This window comes from Rhizobium viscosum (assembly GCF_014873945.1).
GTDB lineage: Bacteria > Pseudomonadota > Alphaproteobacteria > Rhizobiales > Rhizobiaceae > Rhizobium > Rhizobium viscosum.
The window spans coordinates 163,258-182,048 of record NZ_JADBEC010000001.1; the positions used below are offsets into that span (position 1 = coordinate 163,258).

Consider the following 18,791-nt stretch of genomic DNA (forward strand, 5'->3'; position numbering starts at 1 on the left):
CCAAGTATGGGGTGCGCCTTTCAACAGCCTGAAATCCATGTCTTAGATCGGCCTGCGGTACCAGTAAGTCCAGCAATGCAGACTACAACGAAAGATAGATATTTTGCCCGATATTTCAGAGGCTGCTCGCAGACGGTTTCAGCTGGTCCTGATAAAGCCGTCGCACTACGACGATGACGGCTACGTGATCCGATGGTGGCGGGCAATGATCCCCTCCAACTCGCTGGCGGCGATCTATGGGATTGCCGCCGAGTGTGCGGAGCGGCAAGTGCTTGGGACCGACACAGCCATCGACATCACCGTCATCGATGAGACGAATACGCGCATCGATTTTGCAGCGCTGCTCTCCCAGTTCAAACGCAATGACAATTTCGGGATGATCGCGCTTATCGGCGTCCAGTCCAACCAGTATCCGCGTGCGCTCGATATTGCCCGTCCCTTCCGCGATGCGGGACTGCCGGTTTCGATGGGTGGCTTCCATATCTCGGGATGCCTGTCGATGCTTGACGGCGACGCGATCGGGCTCGACGAATGCCGCAAGATGGGTGTTTCCATGTTTGCCGGCGAAGCCGAAGGACGGCTTGAGATGGTACTGCGAGATGCAGCAGCCGGTGAGCTGAAGCCACTCTACAATTTCATGAACGACCTTCCCGGCATCGGCGGCACGCCGGTCCCTTTCCTGCCGAAGAATAATATCCAGCGCACGCTTGGCCTCAGCACCAGTTTCGATGCGGGCCGCGGCTGCCCCTACCAATGCTCCTTCTGCACGATCATTAACGTGCAGGGCCGTAAATCCCGTTTCCGCTCGGCCGACGATGTCGAGAAGCTGGTGCGCATGAACTGGGCGCAGGGCATCCATAAATTCTTTATCACCGACGACAATTTCGCCCGCAACAAGGACTGGGAAGCGATCTTCGACCGGCTGATCGAGCTCAGGGAAAAGGACGGCATTCCGCTCGGCCTGATGATCCAGGTGGACACGCTCTGCCACAAGATCCCGAACTTCATCGAAAAATCGAAGCGCGCCGGCGTCACGCGTGTCTTTATCGGCCTCGAAAACGTCAATCCGGACAATCTGACAGCAGCCAAGAAGAACCAGAACAAAATCACCGAATACCGCAAGATGCTGCTTGCCTGGAAGGCACAGGGCATCATGACGCTTGCCGGCTACATTCTGGGTTTCCCGGCAGACACGCCGGAATCGATCCGGCGCGATATCAAGATCATTCAGGAAGAGCTGCCGCTCGACGTCATCGAATTCTTCGTTCTGACACCACTGCCCGGTTCCGAGGACCATCAGGTTCTCTGGAAGAAAGGCGTCGAGATGGATGCCGATCTCAATATCTACGACGTCGAGCATGTCTGCACGGCGCATCCCAAGATGAGCAAGCAGGAGTGGGAGAGCATCTACCAGGAGGCCTGGTCGCTCTATTACTCGCCTGACCACATGAAGACCCTGCTACGCCGCGGCGCGGCAACCGGCATCAAGCTCAGCAGTCTCGTCAAGGTCCTGGTCTCGTTTGCGACCACCGTGCCGCTGGAGAACGTCCATCCGCTGCAGAGCGGCCTTCTGCGCCTGAAGCATCCTTCAGAGCGGCGCCCCGGCCTGAAGCGCGAGCATCCGCTGCTGTTCTGGCCACGTTTTACCTTCGACACGATCCGCAAGCATCTTTCGCTCGCCGGCACGATCATCAAACTCAGCGTCTCGGCGTTCCTGATTGCCCGCAAGGCCGATGCCAAAACCTACATGGACAAGGCCCTGACGCCGGTTGCTGACGATGATGAGGACGTTCTCGACCTTTTCACAAAGACCGCCGGCGGCACGGCCGCCGTCAGCCACATCAAGAAGGTTGCCGAACTGACCCACACTCGAAAGGCCGTTTAGAGCGTAGCGCGTCCATCTGGACGCACTAGCGGCGCTTTAACTCTTTGAATCATCCTATCCAGCTTTCCGAAAATCAATTCCGATTTTCGGGCCGATGCTGCAAGCGCCACGATTGAGCAATTGAGAGAGAACGGCCACGTGATCTCGTGGCAGCGACGTGACGTCAATCTGCCGCCCGACCCCATTCTTAAGTTAATGGCGGTCGCGTCCTGCCTCAGCCTCTATATCATCCAATCGGTAAAGCAAAGCAGGGCGATCCATCGTCCCCTTCTCTCGTCGCTCCGGCGAGCAGCATGAACTGCTCCGGAGCGTGTACGCTTGATCGGGCGGGCATCCGCAGGCGTGACTTCGGTCTCTGCCATGGGAGGCACGTCGACCGGTGCATAGTTCAGTCTGATTTCAATGCTTCAATGAAAAAGCCCTGCCGCAAGCGGCAGGGCTTTTGAATTTCAGCCTGGAAGAACCGATTACTCGGCGCTGTCTTCGGAAGCCTTCTTCTTCGGGGCGGCCTTCTTCTTCGGCGCAGCTTCTTCGCCTTCAGCAGCGTCTGCAGAAGCCTCAGCCTTGGCTGCAGCCTTCTTCTTCGGAGCAGCCTTCTTGGTGTCGGCCTTTTCAGAGCTTTCGCCTTCTTCGTCGGCGAGCAGCTCTTCCTTCGTTACCTTCTTGTCGGTGACGGCGATTTCGGTCAGCAGGTGATCGATGACCTTTTCTTCGAAGATCGGAGCGCGGATCGAAGCGGCGGCACCCGGCTGGCTGCGGAAGAACTCGAGGATCTGCTTTTCCTGGCCCGGATACTGGCGCAGCTGTTCGTAGATCGCGCGCTGCATTTCGTCTTCGCTGACTTCGACGCCGGCCTTTTCGCCGATTTCGGAGAGAACGAGGCCGAGGCGGACGCGGCGCTCGGCGAGCTTCTGGTATTCTTCGCGCGCCTGTTCTTCGGTGGTGTCCTCATCCTCGAAGGTCTTGCCGGACTGGGCGAGGTCATTGCTGACCTGGTTCCAGATGCCGTTATATTCGGCTTCGACGAGTTTGGACGGGGTTTCGAACTTGTACAGTTCGTCGAGCTGGTCGAGGATCTGGCGCTTCAGCTTCTGGCGCGTCAGCGAGCCGTACTGGGATTCGATCTGGCCGCGGACGATTTCCTTGAGGCGATCGGCGGATTCGAGGCCGAGCTTCTTGGCGAGTTCGTCGTTGATCTCGACATCAGCCGGAGCAGCAACTTCCTTGACGGTGACGTCGAAGGTGGCTTCCGCACCAGCAAGGTTCTTTGCCGGATAGTCGGCCGGGAAGGTCACGGTGATGGTCTTCTCATCGCCAGCCTTGAGGCCGACGAGCTGCTCTTCGAAGCCGGGGATGAAACGGCCGGAGCCGAGAACCAGTTCAGCGTCCTGATCGGTGCCGCCGTCGAAGGCAACGCCATCGACCTTGCCGAGATAGTCCATCTTGACGCGGTCGCCGTTGGCTGCCTTGCCCTTCTTTTCGGCGTAGTCGCGGGCGCTTTCAGCGACCTTGAGAACCTGCTCATTGACTTCGTCGTCGGAGATGTCAACGACTTCGCGCGTGACCTTGATGCCCGCGTTGGACTTCAGCTCGATCGGCGGGAGAACTTCATAAGACAGGGTGAATTCGAAATCCTGCTCGGCGGCAAGGATCTTGTCTGCCTCGTCCTTGTCTTCCGTCATGTTGATTTCCGGCTGGGTAGCCGACTTCTCGCCACGGCTGGACAGGATCTGGGTCGGCTGGTCGCGAACGATCTCGTTGACGAGATCGGCCATGATGGACTTGCCGTAAAGCTTCTTGACGTGGGCGGTCGGAACCTTGCCAGGACGGAAACCGTTGATGCGAACCTTGTCCTTTACGTCGGCAAGACGTTCGTTCAGCTTGTTTTCCATGTCCTTGGCCGGGATAACGACCTTGATTTCGCGCTTCAGCCCTTCAGCGAGCGTTTCGATAACCTGCATGTCTTCCTACCTTCATTTCAGTGGCGGCCGTGCCCAGACGCCGTTCGTTTCGGTGAGCACGACGCCGGCCAACTGCCGCGCGTGGCTTTTTCTCAATTCCTGTTCGTTCCGTCCGAAGCGGAACAGCACTCGCTTTCCGGGTATCCGGGACAACTAAGTTCCAGTCCTCCCGCCCTGCAAGGCAGCTTGGTGCGGGTAGAGAGACTTGAACTCCCACGCCTTACGGCACCAGAACCTAAATCTGGCGTGTCTACCAATTTCACCATACCCGCGTTCGCAAAACCGCATGCATATGCCTGCACATGAGGCCTTCCGGAGCGCGGCGTCTCTATATCACCCGATTTAGAACAGGCAAAGGAAAAATGAACGGCAAATGACAGGGATTTGCGGGCAAAAGCGCACCGTTCCCGTCAGCCGCCTCAGTTCTCAATAGAGAGGCTCCTCATAGGCCGGCTTGCCGTCCACAACGAGGCTGCGGATCTGCGCGGCACCGGAGGAGGAAACGCTGGCAGCAATCGAAACGACGCCCTCGTTACGAGCCTCCTCCAGCGGCTTGCCCTCGCCTTCCGGTACATAATAGCGCTCTATCCCGTATTCGACCCGGATGGTTTCGCCATTATTAGGACCATAGCTATAGAAAGGCATGCTGCGCAGTACGACCGTATCTGATGTTGCCGGCAATTCCTTGAATGACGATTCGACAATGCCCCAGAAACCATCCTGTTGGCGCTTGAGGCGTACCCACAGTGTCTGCTCGCCGGCTTCTGCCGGAATGCCACCGGTGACTGTCGAGACCGGGACCGACGATATATCGTAGTTCAGCACCACGTAGTCGCCACGCAGGAAATCGCGCGGATCAACCGGGGCCGTCTTCAGCAACACTTCGGTGCCGCTTGCCAAGATGGAAGCACGGCTCTGGATGATGTAACCGAGGATCAGCGTCTGCAAGCCGGCGACCAGGATCGCGGCAACAATATAGAAGCGGCCGGCCGGCGGTTTTGCAAAGGCAAAGCTCATGCGCGTTCCTCCCCTGCCTCGACTGATCCCGGTCCGGCCGCGAAACGTCTTTCGAGGCGGATGACAACCCAGGCGACGGCTGCGACCACCAGGCCCGAGAACAGGAAGAGGCTCGACGTGCCCAAGATCGTGCCGACCGTCACCGAGGCCAGATAGAGCATCTCGGCGGCGAAGGCGCCATAGGCCAGATAGCGTACCGCGCCATTGTCCCGGCCATGCAGCACGATCGCCACGACGGCGGCAGCAAGAGTCAGCAGGCCAATGACGACCATACGCCCGCCTTCGTCCATTTCGATGTGAAGCAGGAACAATCCCATGACGGCGACGAGGAAACTATAGAATGCCGGGGCGGCACCCGCGGTCCTGACGAGCGTGGAAATCGGCCGGACAGGCAAGGCGGTCAACAAGAAAGCCACCATGCCGAGGACGGCGAAAGTGATCGCCACGGAGATCTCTTCCGTCAGCGCATAGAGCCAAGCGAGCCAGCCGACGACCAGCAGATAGGCGAGATGGCGCGCCCGGTCGGCGCCGGTAAATCGCACGAGCCCGATGACGACAGCCGCCATGACAAGCGGCGCATAGGGGCCAGATCCGACCCAGCGCGTATCGAAATTCTCAAGGTAGACTGCAAACGAAGCCCAGGAGAGGAAGCCTGCGACAACGGTCACTGCAGCCGAGCGGAAAAGGACCGCTGAAACGGTCGCCACGGCGAACCAGAGATACATGACCATCTGCTCATCGCCCGAGAGGTGATACATCTGGCCAATGAGCGAGATGGCGCCGCCGAAGCTCAGAGTACCAATGATGAGCAGACCGCCGGCGGTGGCGAGCGCGCCGCGCATAAGAAGAAGTGCAGCGCCGATGTGAACGGCCCAGATGAGCGCCAGCATCAGGCCGACGCGGACGAGACGCGGGATATACTCCCAGTTCGAGGCGACGAGCAGCAGCAGGGCGGCCCCGAGCAGCACGGCCGCCAATCCCATCAGCACGCGGCCGAGGCTGAAACTTGCCGGGCGGGTGTCGTATTCGGCCAGTAGCGTCTTCGCCGTCTCTTCCTCAAGAAGTCCCTTCTCCACCCAGAGCGAGAGATCCCGCTCCAACCTGCCCCGATACATGCCCTACCCCGCATTGATCTGCCATCTTCGGCTTCTGCATTTATAGCGCAGGATCTGCGCGCGGAAACGCCGGTATTTGAAATATGCAAATTCCTCACTGGTCTTAATTAGGTCAGCCGTTAACGAAACACTAACCGCATCATTGCTAATATATACTCGTTGCGAAGAGGCATGCATGAACCGCATAGCCCTCATGAATATATTGCACTGCAAAAGAATCAAAAGTCATACTATTTACCTCGTATCGAAGCACGGGGATGGCGCCCCGGCCCGGGTTTCCGGAAGCCTGCGGATGATATGTCCGTGACGAGATTCGCAGACGCGCACTCCTCCTCCCAGCGCCCTGCGATAGACTGGCAACACTCCTCCTCCCAGTTGCCAGTCACCATCATGACGCCCGCCGGATCCTCCTCCGGTGGGCGTTTTGCTTAACAGGTGGTTAAACGATTAGCACGCTGCCTTTTCGGGCTTTCGCGTGAAGCAGGGTAAAACAATCGTTAAGCCGTCTGGGGCAGTCGGGAGAGCGCTTTAAGAGCGCGAGGCCTGTTGTTGTTCGCCAGGACGCATCGAGAAAATGCACCTACGGGAAAGACCATTCGCGGACGCCCCCGGCACACCAAATATCCATCTGCGAAAATGGCAGGCTGAGAAAAAATCGTTCTGCCTATTCATTGACCAGAAAATGGCCAAAGCATGTAAATCACGGCTTGAGCTTTGCGAATCATGCATAGGTGGCTTGAAATCTTGGCTCTGTTAGTTCTTCGCGGCGCAACATATATTCTGGTCATCAAGTAGAGGTCAGCGCCGAAGACAGGCTGCTGGCAGGATCAAGCCCTAGGAAAGGGGATTAACATGAACTTCTCTCGCTCTTTCAATAACTGGCGCAAGTATCGTCAGACCGTTACTGAACTCGGTCGCATGACCAACCGCGAATTGCATGACCTCGGCATCGACCGTTCGGACATCCATCGCGTTGCTCGCGAAGCTTCCGCCCGCTAAGTACAGGTAATCGCTGCTCCTCCCAAGCAGATTGCCTTCCCAAAACGCCTGCTGCCTGCGCAGCGGGCGTTTTCTTTTTTCCTGTCGGTCAGGCTGCCGCAAAAGTTGCGGAAGCGTTAATTCTTTATCCGCTCAAAAATCGTGCGCTGCATAATTTGCGAGCATCAGATTGCACAATTGCATAGCAGACGCCTTTTATTTGCACTGCACAATATCGGGGATCTCGATTATATAGATGTCAACCGCAGAGACGGCGATCCCCGCCGCCTGCACAAGACATCTGAGGAAAAAGACCATGAACCCGATCCGCATTGCAAAGAGCTGGATTAGCTACCGCCGCACGCTCAACGAACTTGGCAACCTGTCCAACCAGACGCTCGCCGACATCGGCGTGAGCCGTTACGACATCCGCGGCATCGCATCCCGCTCGTTCCGCTAATAAAGCGAGCACCATTCTCCAAGACGGCGTCATCAGGCGCCGTTTTCGTTTTTGGGCTTTGCTCTTTCTTTGTCGGAACCCTACCGCCTTCCGTCAGTTCTCCTTCACGAAAGGAGACTACAAATGGCAAACCGACTCAATGCCGGCTTTACCGGCCAGCCGGCGAATAAGCCCGAAGGCATTCGCAAGGCTGCTTCCGATACAGCCTCTGCAGTCAAGCGCGAAGTGCAGGCCGTTGCAACGGGTGCGGCGGATCATCCCCACACTGCCAGCTCCGTCGTTGTGGGTATCGGCGTTCTGGCTTTCAGCATCGGCTATCTGCTCGGCCGCCAATCCGTCGAGACAAGCCGCTTCTGGAGGTAATATCATGGCCAGAACCATTCTCGAAAAAGCAACTGACGATGCGCGGGCAGAAGACAGCCCGGCTGCAGACGCGCGTCGGCGCGAAATTGCGGACGAAACCTCCCGGACACTAGATGCCCGTCGTAAGAATGACCCCTCACCAAAGGGTGAAATAGACGCCTTTACCGCACATGCGGAAGAACCGACTCCCGACGATCTCCCTAACCTTGCTGCACAACGTGAAGCGGCGCGGGAACATGGCGACACATACGTTGTCGCTGCCGACCTCGAAGATACCGACCAGCGCGAAGCATGGCCCGGAACGAGAGAGCAGAACTGATCACGTTGCGGCGCCGGCCCGGCGCCGTTTTTGATTCTATTGTTGGATCGCATGTCCTGGCGTGATATCAGCCGCCAATGAGCAACAATTCCTCCTACTCCCCTATCCATGTCATCGGCGGCGGACTGGCCGGCTCTGAAGCTGCATGGCAGATCGCCAATGCCGGCGTTCCTGTGATCCTGCATGAAATGCGCGGCGTGCGTGGCACGGATGCGCACAAGACCGATGGACTTGCCGAGCTTGTCTGCTCCAACTCCTTCCGTTCGGACGATGCTACCAGCAACGCCGTTGGCGTTATCCATGCGGAAATGCGCATGGCCGGTTCGCTGATCATGGCGTCGGCTGACAAACATCAGGTGCCGGCAGGCGGCGCACTGGCTGTCGATCGTGATGGCTTCTCTATTGCCGTGACCAAGGCAATCCACGAACATCCGCTGATCACGGTCGTACGCGAGGAAATCTCCGGCCTGCCGCCGAAGGAATGGGATCTGGCCGTTATCGCCACCGGTCCGCTGACGGCGCCGTCGCTTGCGAGTGCCATCCAGGCGGAAACGGGTGAGGATTCTCTTGCCTTCTTCGATGCCATTGCGCCGATCGTCTATCGCGACAGCATCGATATGGATATTTGCTGGTATCAGTCGCGTTACGACAAGGTTGGACCCGGCGGTACCGGCAAGGACTATATCAACTGCCCGATGACCGAAGAGCAGTACAATGCCTTCGTCGATGCCCTCATTGCCGGCGATACGGTCGGCTTCAAGGAGTGGGAGGGCACGCCCTATTTCGACGGCTGCCTGCCGATCGAGGTCATGGCCGAGCGCGGGCGTGAGACGCTCCGCCATGGGCCGATGAAGCCGATGGGCCTGACCAACGCACATAATCCGACCGTGAAAGCCTATGCCGTCGTGCAGCTTCGCCAGGATAATGCGCTCGGCACGCTCTACAACATGGTCGGCTTCCAGACGAAGCTGAAATATGGTGCGCAGGCAGAGATTTTCCGCCTGATTCCGGGCCTGGAGAATGCCGACTTCGCCCGGCTCGGCGGCCTGCACCGCAACACCTACATCAACTCGCCCACCCTGCTCGATCCGTCGCTGACGCTGAAGTCGCGGCCGGGCCTGCGTTTTGCCGGTCAGATCACCGGCTGCGAAGGTTATGTGGAAAGCGCAAGCGTGGGTCTGCTGGCCGGCCGCTTTGCCGCTGCGGAACGCAAGGGAGAGCCCGTTTCGCCTCCTCCTGCAACAACGGCGCTCGGCTCGCTGCTCGGCCATATCACCGGCGGTCATATCGTCACCGACGAGGAGCCGGGCAAGCGCTCATTCCAGCCGATGAACATCAATTTCGGTCTGTTTCCGGAGCTTCAGCCCGGCTCGATCGTCAAGCCCGAAGGTGTCAAGCGCTTCCGTGGCAAGGACAAGACGATCATGAAGCGGCAGTTGATTGCCAAGCGAGCGCTTGCAGATTGCGCCGCTTGGCTGGGTCAGGACGTCAAGCTCGCCGAAAGCGCCTGAGATAAGGCATTTCCGCTTTTCTTCGAAGCTCGGGAAAGCCCTGTATTTTTATTTTGACTAGTGGCCGTTTGCGGCAGACGAATTCGGCGCAGGCAATTCCTTATCCGGCTCGGCAACATAGTTGCCGAGCAGCCAGAGCGACACTTCGGACGCTTCCTTCGCAGAGGCAAATTCGTAAGTGCCGTTGTGATGGGGCGCATTGATGAAATCGATGCTCAGTCCCCTGCCCGTTTCAGAGGCAAGAACCCGCACGGTCCCCGGCTCGATCAGATGGCAGGAAAAGTGGCGCGACATATTGCGCATGAAGCCAGCCTTGTTGTCATGCAGACGCACGAAAACGGCCTGACCGTCAACGGTCGCCTGAAGCTGGCGGATTGCTTCATTGGGGAAAGCACGGCCGAATTCGATGATGGCAAGGCCCGTATCGTGCAGGCCATCTTCCTTGTTCTGAGCAGCCATGCGCGTCGCCACGAAGGCAAAGAGGATGACGATGGCGAAAAGAACGCACCAGACGATAATGCCCACGCGGATTCTCCGTTTAGAATGGGGTTGTGCCTGACATAACGCGCGAGACTTGCGCGAATTTGACCGTTGTCAGATTTTCTTGCGCATGCCGGCAAATGCCATACGCATCTGACGGCGCCATTGCGGCTCCTGAAGCGATGCTTCCAGAACGGTTGCACCGCGCTTCTGCGCCTTCATCAGTACCGGTTCCGCAAGCACAACAGGCAGGAAGGCGGGCAGTACCGATGGCGGCAGAACAGACGCCCTCGCCTTGGCAAGGTGATCACGGCCGAGCCCGGCAAACGCTTCGATGGCCGCAGAGATCCGCGGCTTATCGGCACCAGCCAGGAAGGTCTCCCGGTCGAGACCCGTCGCCGAGAGAATTTCGAGCGGGATATACACTTGGCCGCGGCGTCGATGGAGCGGCATTAGCAGCAGCATGCCAGAAATCGCCTGGGCCACGCCGGCATGACCGGCGGCATCGGCGGATTTCATCGCCTCATCAGGGGAAAGGATGAGGCCAGCAAGCTGGATGAGGGCAGAGGCCGTTTCGCCCGCATAGCCTTCCAGCGCGGTGCGGCTTTCCATCGGGTCGTCGTAGAGATCGAATATCCGCGCCTCGATCATGTTCACGAGCGTCTGGCGTGGAAGCCTGTGCGCCTCGACGGCCGAAAGAAGGGCTGCCGCGAGCGGATTGGCCTCGGTCGAACCGTGTGCATTGCCTTCCAGAAGGTCGCGCCAATATTGCATGCGGATTTCGCCGGGCAGCGGTTCGTGCACGAGGTCGCGAATACGGGCGAGCTCGGCATTGAAGGCATAGAGAGCGGCGAGCGCGCCGCGCTTGTCATCAGGCGACAGCAGGCAAGCGAGGTACCGGTCGCGATCGGTGTCGCGCAGCATCGCCAGGCTGACATCCTGGTTCGTCTTTGGATCGGTCATGTTCAGACCGCGATCAGGGCGGCGGCGGCGGCACGCTGTTCGGAGAGCATGATATTGAAGGTGCGCACGGCAGCACCCGTGCTCATCGGGTCGGAAGAGATACCCCGCGCCTTCAGCGCCGCGCGCAATTCCTGAGGCAAGCGACGCAGTTCCGTACCGGTGCCGACGAGGAGCACTTCGATATCGGCGGCCTCATCGATTACACGGCGAAAATTCTCCACCGATAGCGGCTTTGTCACGTCCATATCCCAGCCGTGAATGCCCGAGGGCAGGCAGAGGATGGAGCCACGATGCGACATATCCGCAAAGCGGAAGCCGCCATTGCCGTAGGTGTCGATGGGAGCGCGACCCGGGAAATGGGCGTCGCGGATTTCAATGCCTTTTGCCATGTAACTATACCGCCGGCTTGCCGGATTTCATGCTGATATCGCCCTCGTCCTCGCCACCGCTCTCCCGGCGCAGCCGGAAGATGATGAGAACGGGCGCCGCTATATAGATGGAGGAGAATGTCCCAAGCGCAACGCCGAAGAGCATGGTGAATGTGAAGGAGCGGATGACGGCGCCGCCGAAGATGTAGAGCGCAAGCAGCGCAAGCAGGGTCGTGGCGGCCGTCAGGATGGTGCGCGAGAGTGTCTGGTTGATTGCCGCATCGATCAGGATCGGCAGCGGCATCTTCCGGTAGCGCTTCAGGTTTTCGCGCATGCGGTCGTACACGACAACGGTATCGTTCAGCGAATAGCCGACGACGGTCAGAAGCGCTGCGACGCTCGTCAGATTGAACTCCATGCCAGTCAGTACGAAGAGGCCGAGCATGATGATGACATCGTGCAGCGTCGCAACGATTGCGCCGACCGCAAACTGCCATTCGAAGCGGATCCAGATATAGACGAGGATGGCGAATAGCGAGGCAAGAATGCCGATCGTCGCCAGCATCGTCAACTCGCCGGAGACGGCGGGGCCGACGACCTCGACGCGGCGGAAATCGTAGTCCTCAGCCAGTTCGCCGCGAATGAACGTTGCGACCGACTGTTCGGCATTTTCGCCGCCGTCCTGCGAGCCGACACGGATCAGCGCATTCGTCGCGTCGCCGATGCGCTCAACACGCACCGGTCCAAGGTTCAATTCGTTGAGGCGGGCACGCAGATCGGCAATATCGGCATTACCCTGCTTCGCCTTGACCTCGATCAGCGAACCGCCCGTAAAGTCGATGCCGAGCTGCAGACCGACCGTCGCGAAGGCCAGCATGGCGGCGATGCAAAGTGCCGCCGATGCCGTGAAGACGTAACGGCGGATGCCCATGAAACGAATGTTGGCATGCTCGAACAGTCCGGTCAGCGCACTCTTCGGCAAATGGCGCGGATGACGTCTTGCAAGCCACGTGGCCACGAAGCTGCGCGTCAACGTGAAGGCCGTCAAAATGGTCGTCAGGATGCCGACGGCCAGCGTCACCGCAAAGCCACGGATGGATTCGCTGCCGACAAAAAACAGAATGACGGCAGCGATGAAGATCGTAACGTTAGCGTCGACGATCGTAGCAAAGGCGCGCGAGAAGCCACGCTCGACCGCCTGGGCGAAGGCGGTATGCGGCACCCTCTCCTCTTCGCGGATACGCTCATAGATCAGCACGTTGGAATCCACGGCCATGCCGACGATCAACACGAGGCCGGCAATGCCCGGAAGCGTCAGTATCGCACCCGCAAGGCTCAGCACCGCGACGATCAACACCAGATTGAAGGCCAGCGACACGACGGCGATGATGCCGAGCATGCGGTAGAGTGCAATCATCAGCGTTGCCACGAGCACGACAGCGACAATGCCGGCGACAAGACCGGAAAAAACGGATTCGGAGCCGAAGACCGGGCTGACGGTGCGCTCTTCCACTGACGTCAACGTCGCCGGCAGCGCGCCTGCCCTCAGCATGACGGCCAGGTCCTGAACGCCCTCTTCGGAGAAATTGGCTGATATCTCGCCGCTTCCATCTGAAATCGGCGTTTCGATGACCGGGTCGGCCATGACCTGATCGTCGAAGACGATGGCAAGGTGTTTTCCGACATTGGCGCTCGTTGCCTGAGCCAGACGTTTTGCCGCCTCGGCATTCAGCCTGTAGACAATCGCGCTGTCCTGGGTCTGCGGATCGGTCTTGGTATCGACTTCGGCAAAATCGGCACCTGTCGCTATCGCAGTGCGATCGACGAGATAGGGAACCGGCGGATCATCGAGCGAATAAAGCACCTGCGATGTCGCGGGCCAGCGACCAGCGAGCGCCTGCTGGGCAGTCATGCTCTCATCAATGAGGTGGAAGGAGAGTGCGGCAGGCTCGTTCAGCAGGTTCTTCAGCCGTTCGGCATCGACGGAGCCCAGAACCTGCACAGCGATACGATCGTTTCCGTCGGGACGAACAGTGAAATTCTCTTTGCCGAAACCGGCGATGCGGCGGGCGACAATATCGAGCGAGCGGGTCTGCGCAGCAACTGTGTCTGCATCGATAGCCTCGTCCGAGATCTGCAGCGTCAACTGACCATCATTGCCCTGCTGGAGCGAGACATTGGCTGAGGTCAGCGGCTTCAGGAGATCGGCGGCGGCCTGAAGCTGCGCCGTATCGGTGACCTTGACCGTCACCGTCTGTGCTGTTCCGGTAAGCCCCGTATAGCGGATACCGGCGCCGCGGAGCTTGTCACGAACGCTGGCAACCGTTGCCTCGAGCCGGTCCCGGATAATATCGGAGCGTTCGAGGCGCAGTACGATACGGGAGCCGCCCTGCAGATCGAGACCGAGCGTGACGCGGTCCTGCCGGATCCAGCTTGGCAGGGAAGAGAGCTGCGCCTGGCTCAGGAGATTGGGCGCAGCAACGACAACAGCGGCAATCGCAACCAACCAGATCAGAAGTGTTTTCAAGCGGGAAAAATTGTGCATTCTCTCGACTATCTTCCGATCCGGCGGGTGTTGCTATCGCATGTTATGCAGCGTCGGCCTTGACCGGTTCGCCCTTGACGCGGACCTCGGAAATGCCGGTGCGGACGATGCGCACACGCACGCCTTCGGCGATTTCGACTTCGACTTCCTTCTCGTCGACAACCTTCGTGACCTTGCCAACGAGGCCGCCGCCGGTGACGATCTGGTCGCCGCGACGGATCGCCTTCAAGGTCTCTTCACGCTTCTTGGCCTGCGCGCGTTGCGGGCGGATGAGCAGGAAATACCAGACCACCATCAGCGGTACGAATAGGATGATCATTTCGAGGCCTGAGCCGCCGAAAGCACTCGTGGCGTCAGTTGCGCTCTGGGCAAATGCCGGGGTGATAAACATGCTAAGCTCCTCAGGCTATGGGCGGCGGAACCCCGCCTCTCTTTTCAAGTCGCCGGACTATAGTTGCAGCCCTTGTGAATGCAACAAAAACAGCCGGAAAGCGTACCGATTCCGCTGCCTCATAACCTTTCCGCTGTGGAAACGCCATGCTACCCCGCATCAAAAAAGCGAAAGCGGATGATCGCTGCAATCTATGAAGGAGGCACCCGATGGCCGAAGAAATCAATAGCGTTCTGCTGCAGGAGCTGAAGAGGCTTGCAGATGCAGTCGAACGGCTGGCCGGCGCCCCACCTGCTGCCAATGATTGGAACGCCGCCGACTGTTTCGTCTGGTCCCCTGCCCGCCAGTATCTGCAGCCCGTCAAGCACCCCAATCGCGTGGCTCTGAAGCTCATCCGCGGCGTCGATCACGTGCGCGATATCCTGCACGAAAACACCGTGCGCTTTGCCGAGGGCTATGCAGCCAACAACGTGCTGCTCTGGGGCGCACGTGGCATGGGTAAGTCTTCGCTGGTCAAGGCCGTGCATGAAGATGTGCGCCGCGAGAGCAGCGTATCACTGAAGCTCGTTGAAGTGCATCGCGAAGATATTGCCAGCCTGCCGACGCTCCTCGACCTCCTCAAGGATACGCCGCATCGCGTCATCGTCTTCTGCGACGACCTTTCCTTCGACCATGACGATACCGCTTATAAGTCGCTCAAGGCGGCGCTCGATGGCGGCGTGGAAGGGCGTCCTGACAATGTGCTGTTTTATGCCACGTCCAACCGGCGCCACCTGCTGCCGCGTCACATGATGGAAAACGAGCAGTCGACGGCAATCAATCCGTCCGAAGCTGTCGAGGAGAAAGTTTCACTCTCTGACCGTTTCGGCCTGTGGCTCGGTTTCCACAAATGCAGCCAGGAAGATTATCTGACGATGATCGACGGCTATGCCGAACACTTCAAGCTCGGCCTTGAGCGCGAGAAGATGCATGCCGAGGCGCTGGAATGGGCAACGACCCGCGGCGCCCGCTCCGGTCGTGTCGCCTGGCAATATATCCAGGACCTGGCCGGCCGCATGCGGATCCATCTCGACCGCGCTTAAGCATTCCCTGGCGCGTATGGTCATCGCGAAACCGCTACGGGTTTGGGTGACACGCTTTAAAACGATAAAAGCCCGGAAAACGACAAAAGCCCGGCTGCTGCCCGGCTTTTGCACTTTCCTGAGACGCACTACCTACTCAGAAATGTCACCTATTCAAGAAATGTCATGGGGTTGACCGGGGACGCATCCTTGCGAACCTCGAAGTGAACCTGCGGCTGCTTGACGTTGCCGCTCATGCCCGACACGGCGACCGTCTGGCCACGCTGGATCTTCTGGCCGCGGGTGACGCTCAGCGTATCGGCATTGCCGTAGACGGTGACGGTGCCGTCGTCGTGACGGACGAGAACCGTGTTGCCGAGTTCCTTCAGGCCGTTACCGGCATAGATGACCACGCCATTTTCAGCCGCCTTGATCGCAGTGCCCTGCGGAACCGAGATGTCGATGCCATCATTGCGGCTGCCGTTGACGTTGGCGCCATAGGCCGCGATCACCTGGCCACGGACCGGCCAGCGATATTTGCCGATGCCGGTGGCTTCCGGAGCAGCCGCGCTGACATCGGACTTCTTCTCGACATCATCGACCGTCTGTGTGGCGGCAGGAGCTTTATAGGGCGCCGGCTGCGCGGAAGCTGTCTGGACCGGAGCGCTCGCCGGCTGGGCAGGCTTGACCTGCTCGACCTTCTGCGCCGGGATAGAGGCCGTCTTGACCGTGTCGGCGGAAGCCCCGCCATTCGGGATCTTCAGTTCCTGACCGATGCGGATCGAGCTCGCCGACAGATTGTTGGCCGCCTTGATATCGTCGATGTTGGCGCCCGTCGCCTTGGCGATCTTGGCAAGCGAGTCACCCTGCTTGACCGTATAGGAGCCGGCACCACCGTTCGGATTCTTGCCGCCTGCCGGAGGAACCTTGCCTGTCGGATCTGCGCTTGCGACAGTCTTGTCGCGAACCGAATTGGCGCCCGGAACGACTGCAACCTTCTGCTCCTGGCCCTTCGTCGGCTGCGGCAGGTTGCCGGGCTTGGAAAGATCGGCGGACTGGGCTGCGGCCTTGGCGGCATTGTTGCCACCGTTGAAGGTCGGGATGAGGATCGCCTGACCGGGTTGCGCCGCGGAAGCGGTCTTCAGATTGTTGACACGCAGGATTTCCTTTTCCGGAACGCCATAGCGGCGGGAAAGGATAGCGATGTTTTCACCCGGACGCAGCGTGACCGACGGCGCATTGGTCCCCGACCAGCCCGAAACCTTCGGCGTCGTGCCCGTCGTCAGCGTATCGGGAGCAACTCTCGGCGCATTCACGCCCGCCGGAGCGATGCGATCGGGTTTCGGAGCCGCCGGAAACGGCTGGGCAAGCGCAACGTCTCTTTCCCGCTGACGGGGAGAAACAGACGCTGCGCTCGGCGGCGCGAGTTCGGTGCGCTGAACGGAAACCGGTGCGGACGCCATCCGTGCGGGGGAGCTTGAGGTGGCGACTGGATTATAGCTCGGGCGGCCCGGATAGGGCTGGTTCATCGCATCATTCTGAGCGTAGGAGGGCTGCATGGCCGAACCACCGAGATCGGCGCGCGGCACCGGGTCGCCCTGCGGCCCGTTGAAACTCCTGCGCGGGATCGAATTTGTCGTCATCTGATCCTGCCCGGAGGAGGAAAACAGACTGCCGAAACGTGTTACATCGGAGCTGCAGCCTGTTGCTGCACTCGCCAGCAAGGCGACGACCAGAAAATTGCCGGCCGATTTCCCGAACTTCGGCGAAAGACTGAAACGCATGACTCGACCCACTTAGAACGCAACCATTTGTGAATCTATTAAAGCGCGTTAGTGTTACCATGCGGTTAAGGCGCTGGAATCAGTGCTATATTTTTGAGAACTTGATAACCATAAGTTTGCGGGCGAAAAATCATAGCCCGCCAGGCCTTGTAGGCTGCCGGTCTAAAGCTGCGAAGCAAGCCTTGGAACAATCGGCAGATAGGGAGCGTCGAAGAGCTCTTCCCGCTCGAAGCGGCTGCCGGTCTTTGTCAGCCGCACCATGCGACATTCATTCTCGGAGATCATCAGCGGCGCAATCATGGAACCGCCGGACACCAGCTGATCGGCATAAAAGCGCGGCATGGAATTGAAGGCAGCCGTAACGAGGATGCGATCGAAAGTGCCCTCGCCCTGCATCCCGTTGCTGCCATCTGCCTGACGGATAATGACGCTGCGCAGGCTGAGCGTCTCCATGCGGCGCTGGGCCGAAAGCGTCAACGTCTTGTAGCGATCGACCGTCAATACGCGCTCTGCAATGCGACCGATGACCGCCGCGGTAAAGCCGCTGCCCGTGCCGATTTCGAGCACGCGCTGACCAGGGCGGATCTTCAGATGATGCAAAAGACGGACGGCGAAATCGACGCCCTCCAGAAAGGAGCCGCACTCGATCGGGATAGTGCGGCTGGAATAGGCGTTCTCGGTGAATTGCGGCGGGACGAAAAGCGAGCGCGGCGTCTGCTCGACAGCCGTCAGCAAATCGATGTCGGAAATGCCTTCCGCACGCAATCTCAAGACCAGCGCTGCGAAGCCTTCCTTCTCGGCCAGTTTTGCCGTCAACCCTTTACTCCGTGTCCGAGGGCCCGCGCCACGCGGTCCGTCACGGAATAATCGGTCAGATCAAGTTTCAAAGGTGTTACCGAAATCTTATTATGCTTCAGAGCGTGAATATCGCTGCCCTCGGTAAAGGCGCCGGCGCGCTCGCCGAATTTCAGCCAATAATAGGGGAAGCCACGACCATCCGTGCGCGCATCGACCTGCAGGTTGAAGGCAAGCTTGCCTTGCGCGGTCACGTCAACGCCCTCGACTTCGTCCGGACGACAGTTCGGGAAATTAAGGTTCAGGAAGGTGCCCTCAGGAAGATCGACCGTCATCAGCTTTTCGAGCAGCGCCGGCGCGTGTGCCTCGCACACCTCCCAGGGCAGGATGCGGGCACCGTCATCATAGATATAGGCCTGACTGAGGGCGAAGGAGCGCACGCCCTGCATCGTTCCTTCGATGGCTCCGGCGATGGTGCCGGAATAGGTCACGTCATCGGCGACGTTGGAGCCGGAATTAACACCGGACAGAACGAGGTCCGGCTTGATATCCAGCACCTGCTTGACGCCCATGATGACGCAATCGGTCGGCGTGCCGCGCAGCGCATAGTGTTTGTCGGAAATCTTTCGGAGCCGCAACGGCTCCGAAAGGCTGAGCGAATGCGCAAGGCCGCTCTGGTCGGTTTCGGGGGCGACGATCCAGACATCGTCGGAAAGCGCCCTTGCGATCCTTTCCAGCGCACCCAAGCCTTCGGCATGGATACCGTCGTCATTCGTCAGCAGGATGCGCATTGTC

The 18,791-nt window shown here is 59.3% G+C and carries 18 protein-coding genes and 1 tRNA gene; 7 read left to right on the forward strand and 12 right to left on the reverse strand.

Features of this window, described 5'->3' with window-relative positions; genetic code table 11:
* Positions 1-103 precede the first annotated feature (103 nt).
* Entirely contained in the window at positions 104-1,885 is a 1,782-nt protein-coding gene (locus tag H4W29_RS00840; protein ID WP_192727269.1) for a B12-binding domain-containing radical SAM protein, read from the forward strand.
* A 467-nt stretch (positions 1,886-2,352) separates the two neighbouring features.
* Here H4W29_RS00840 and tig read toward each other — a convergent pair whose 3' ends face one another.
* From tig to H4W29_RS00860, 4 genes are all read right to left on the reverse strand, one after another.
* Positions 2,353-3,846, reverse strand: coding sequence for a trigger factor (gene tig / locus H4W29_RS00845; RefSeq protein WP_192727270.1), 1,494 nt, complete (start codon positions 3,844-3,846; stop codon positions 2,353-2,355).
* Between the two features lie 187 nt (positions 3,847-4,033).
* Positions 4,034-4,118, reverse strand: a tRNA-Leu gene (locus H4W29_RS00850).
* A 154-nt stretch (positions 4,119-4,272) separates the two neighbouring features.
* Positions 4,273-4,863: a GDYXXLXY domain-containing protein gene (locus H4W29_RS00855; protein WP_192727271.1), complete on the reverse strand. Its 591-nt coding sequence runs from the start codon at positions 4,861-4,863 to the stop codon at positions 4,273-4,275.
* Entirely contained in the window at positions 4,860-5,978 is a 1,119-nt protein-coding gene (locus tag H4W29_RS00860; RefSeq protein WP_192727272.1) for a DUF2157 domain-containing protein, read from the reverse strand. The genes H4W29_RS00855 and H4W29_RS00860 overlap by 4 nt, the downstream gene beginning before the upstream one ends.
* An 852-nt stretch (positions 5,979-6,830) precedes the next feature.
* Between H4W29_RS00860 and H4W29_RS00865 the strand changes: the two genes are divergently transcribed.
* The 5 genes from H4W29_RS00865 (at position 6,831) to trmFO (ending at position 9,609) form a co-directional block, all read left to right on the forward strand.
* Positions 6,831-6,977 carry a DUF1127 domain-containing protein gene (locus H4W29_RS00865; protein ID WP_003558908.1) on the forward strand — a complete coding sequence of 49 codons (147 nt, stop codon included), beginning with the start codon at positions 6,831-6,833 and terminating at the stop codon, positions 6,975-6,977.
* Positions 6,978-7,272: 295 nt separating this feature from the next.
* The gene (locus H4W29_RS00870) at positions 7,273-7,416 is read left to right on the forward strand and encodes a DUF1127 domain-containing protein (protein ID WP_112545790.1); all 144 of its coding nucleotides are present in this window, start codon (positions 7,273-7,275) and stop codon (positions 7,414-7,416) included.
* 123 nt (positions 7,417-7,539) lie between these two features.
* On the forward strand, positions 7,540-7,779 hold the full coding sequence (locus H4W29_RS00875) for a hypothetical protein (protein WP_192727273.1): 240 nt from the start codon (positions 7,540-7,542) through the stop codon (positions 7,777-7,779).
* 4 nt (positions 7,780-7,783) lie between these two features.
* Positions 7,784-8,098 carry a hypothetical protein gene (locus H4W29_RS00880; protein WP_192730813.1) on the forward strand — a complete coding sequence of 105 codons (315 nt, stop codon included), beginning with the start codon at positions 7,784-7,786 and terminating at the stop codon, positions 8,096-8,098.
* Positions 8,099-8,175: 77 nt separating this feature from the next.
* Complete coding sequence (gene trmFO / locus H4W29_RS00885; RefSeq protein ID WP_192727274.1) at positions 8,176-9,609, forward strand: methylenetetrahydrofolate--tRNA-(uracil(54)-C(5))-methyltransferase (FADH(2)-oxidizing) TrmFO; 1,434 nt, start codon at positions 8,176-8,178, stop codon at positions 9,607-9,609.
* A gap of 57 nt (positions 9,610-9,666) precedes the next feature.
* Here the strand turns inward: trmFO and H4W29_RS00890 are convergent, their stop codons facing one another.
* From H4W29_RS00890 to yajC, 5 genes are all read right to left on the reverse strand, one after another.
* Complete coding sequence (locus H4W29_RS00890) at positions 9,667-10,134, reverse strand: hypothetical protein (RefSeq protein WP_192727275.1); 468 nt, start codon at positions 10,132-10,134, stop codon at positions 9,667-9,669.
* Positions 10,135-10,203: 69 nt separating this feature from the next.
* A complete protein-coding gene (locus tag H4W29_RS00895; RefSeq protein ID WP_192727276.1) occupies positions 10,204-11,052 on the reverse strand; it encodes a phytoene/squalene synthase family protein in 849 nt (282 codons plus the stop codon).
* A gap of 2 nt (positions 11,053-11,054) precedes the next feature.
* Positions 11,055-11,441: an Mth938-like domain-containing protein gene (locus H4W29_RS00900; protein WP_192727277.1), complete on the reverse strand. Its 387-nt coding sequence runs from the start codon at positions 11,439-11,441 to the stop codon at positions 11,055-11,057.
* 4 nt (positions 11,442-11,445) lie between these two features.
* Entirely contained in the window at positions 11,446-13,965 is a 2,520-nt protein-coding gene (gene secDF, locus H4W29_RS00905) for a protein translocase subunit SecDF (RefSeq protein ID WP_192727278.1), read from the reverse strand.
* A gap of 43 nt (positions 13,966-14,008) precedes the next feature.
* The gene (gene yajC, locus H4W29_RS00910; protein ID WP_007813582.1) at positions 14,009-14,356 is read right to left on the reverse strand and encodes a preprotein translocase subunit YajC; all 348 of its coding nucleotides are present in this window, start codon (positions 14,354-14,356) and stop codon (positions 14,009-14,011) included.
* 209 nt (positions 14,357-14,565) lie between these two features.
* Here yajC and H4W29_RS00915 point away from each other — a divergent pair, with 209 nt between their 5' ends.
* Positions 14,566-15,438, forward strand: coding sequence for an ATP-binding protein (locus H4W29_RS00915; RefSeq protein ID WP_192727279.1), 873 nt, complete (start codon positions 14,566-14,568; stop codon positions 15,436-15,438).
* 149 nt (positions 15,439-15,587) lie between these two features.
* Here the strand turns inward: H4W29_RS00915 and H4W29_RS00920 are convergent, their stop codons facing one another.
* The 3 genes from H4W29_RS00920 to surE form a co-directional block, all read right to left on the reverse strand.
* Positions 15,588-17,201: a M23 family metallopeptidase gene (locus tag H4W29_RS00920; RefSeq protein WP_192727280.1), complete on the reverse strand. Its 1,614-nt coding sequence runs from the start codon at positions 17,199-17,201 to the stop codon at positions 15,588-15,590.
* A gap of 162 nt (positions 17,202-17,363) precedes the next feature.
* The gene (locus H4W29_RS00925; RefSeq protein ID WP_192727281.1) at positions 17,364-18,017 is read right to left on the reverse strand and encodes a protein-L-isoaspartate(D-aspartate) O-methyltransferase; all 654 of its coding nucleotides are present in this window, start codon (positions 18,015-18,017) and stop codon (positions 17,364-17,366) included.
* On the reverse strand, positions 18,014-18,787 hold the full coding sequence (gene surE, locus H4W29_RS00930; RefSeq protein ID WP_192727282.1) for a 5'/3'-nucleotidase SurE: 774 nt from the start codon (positions 18,785-18,787) through the stop codon (positions 18,014-18,016). The genes H4W29_RS00925 and surE overlap by 4 nt, the downstream gene beginning before the upstream one ends.
* Between the last annotated feature and the right edge of the window lie 4 nt (positions 18,788-18,791).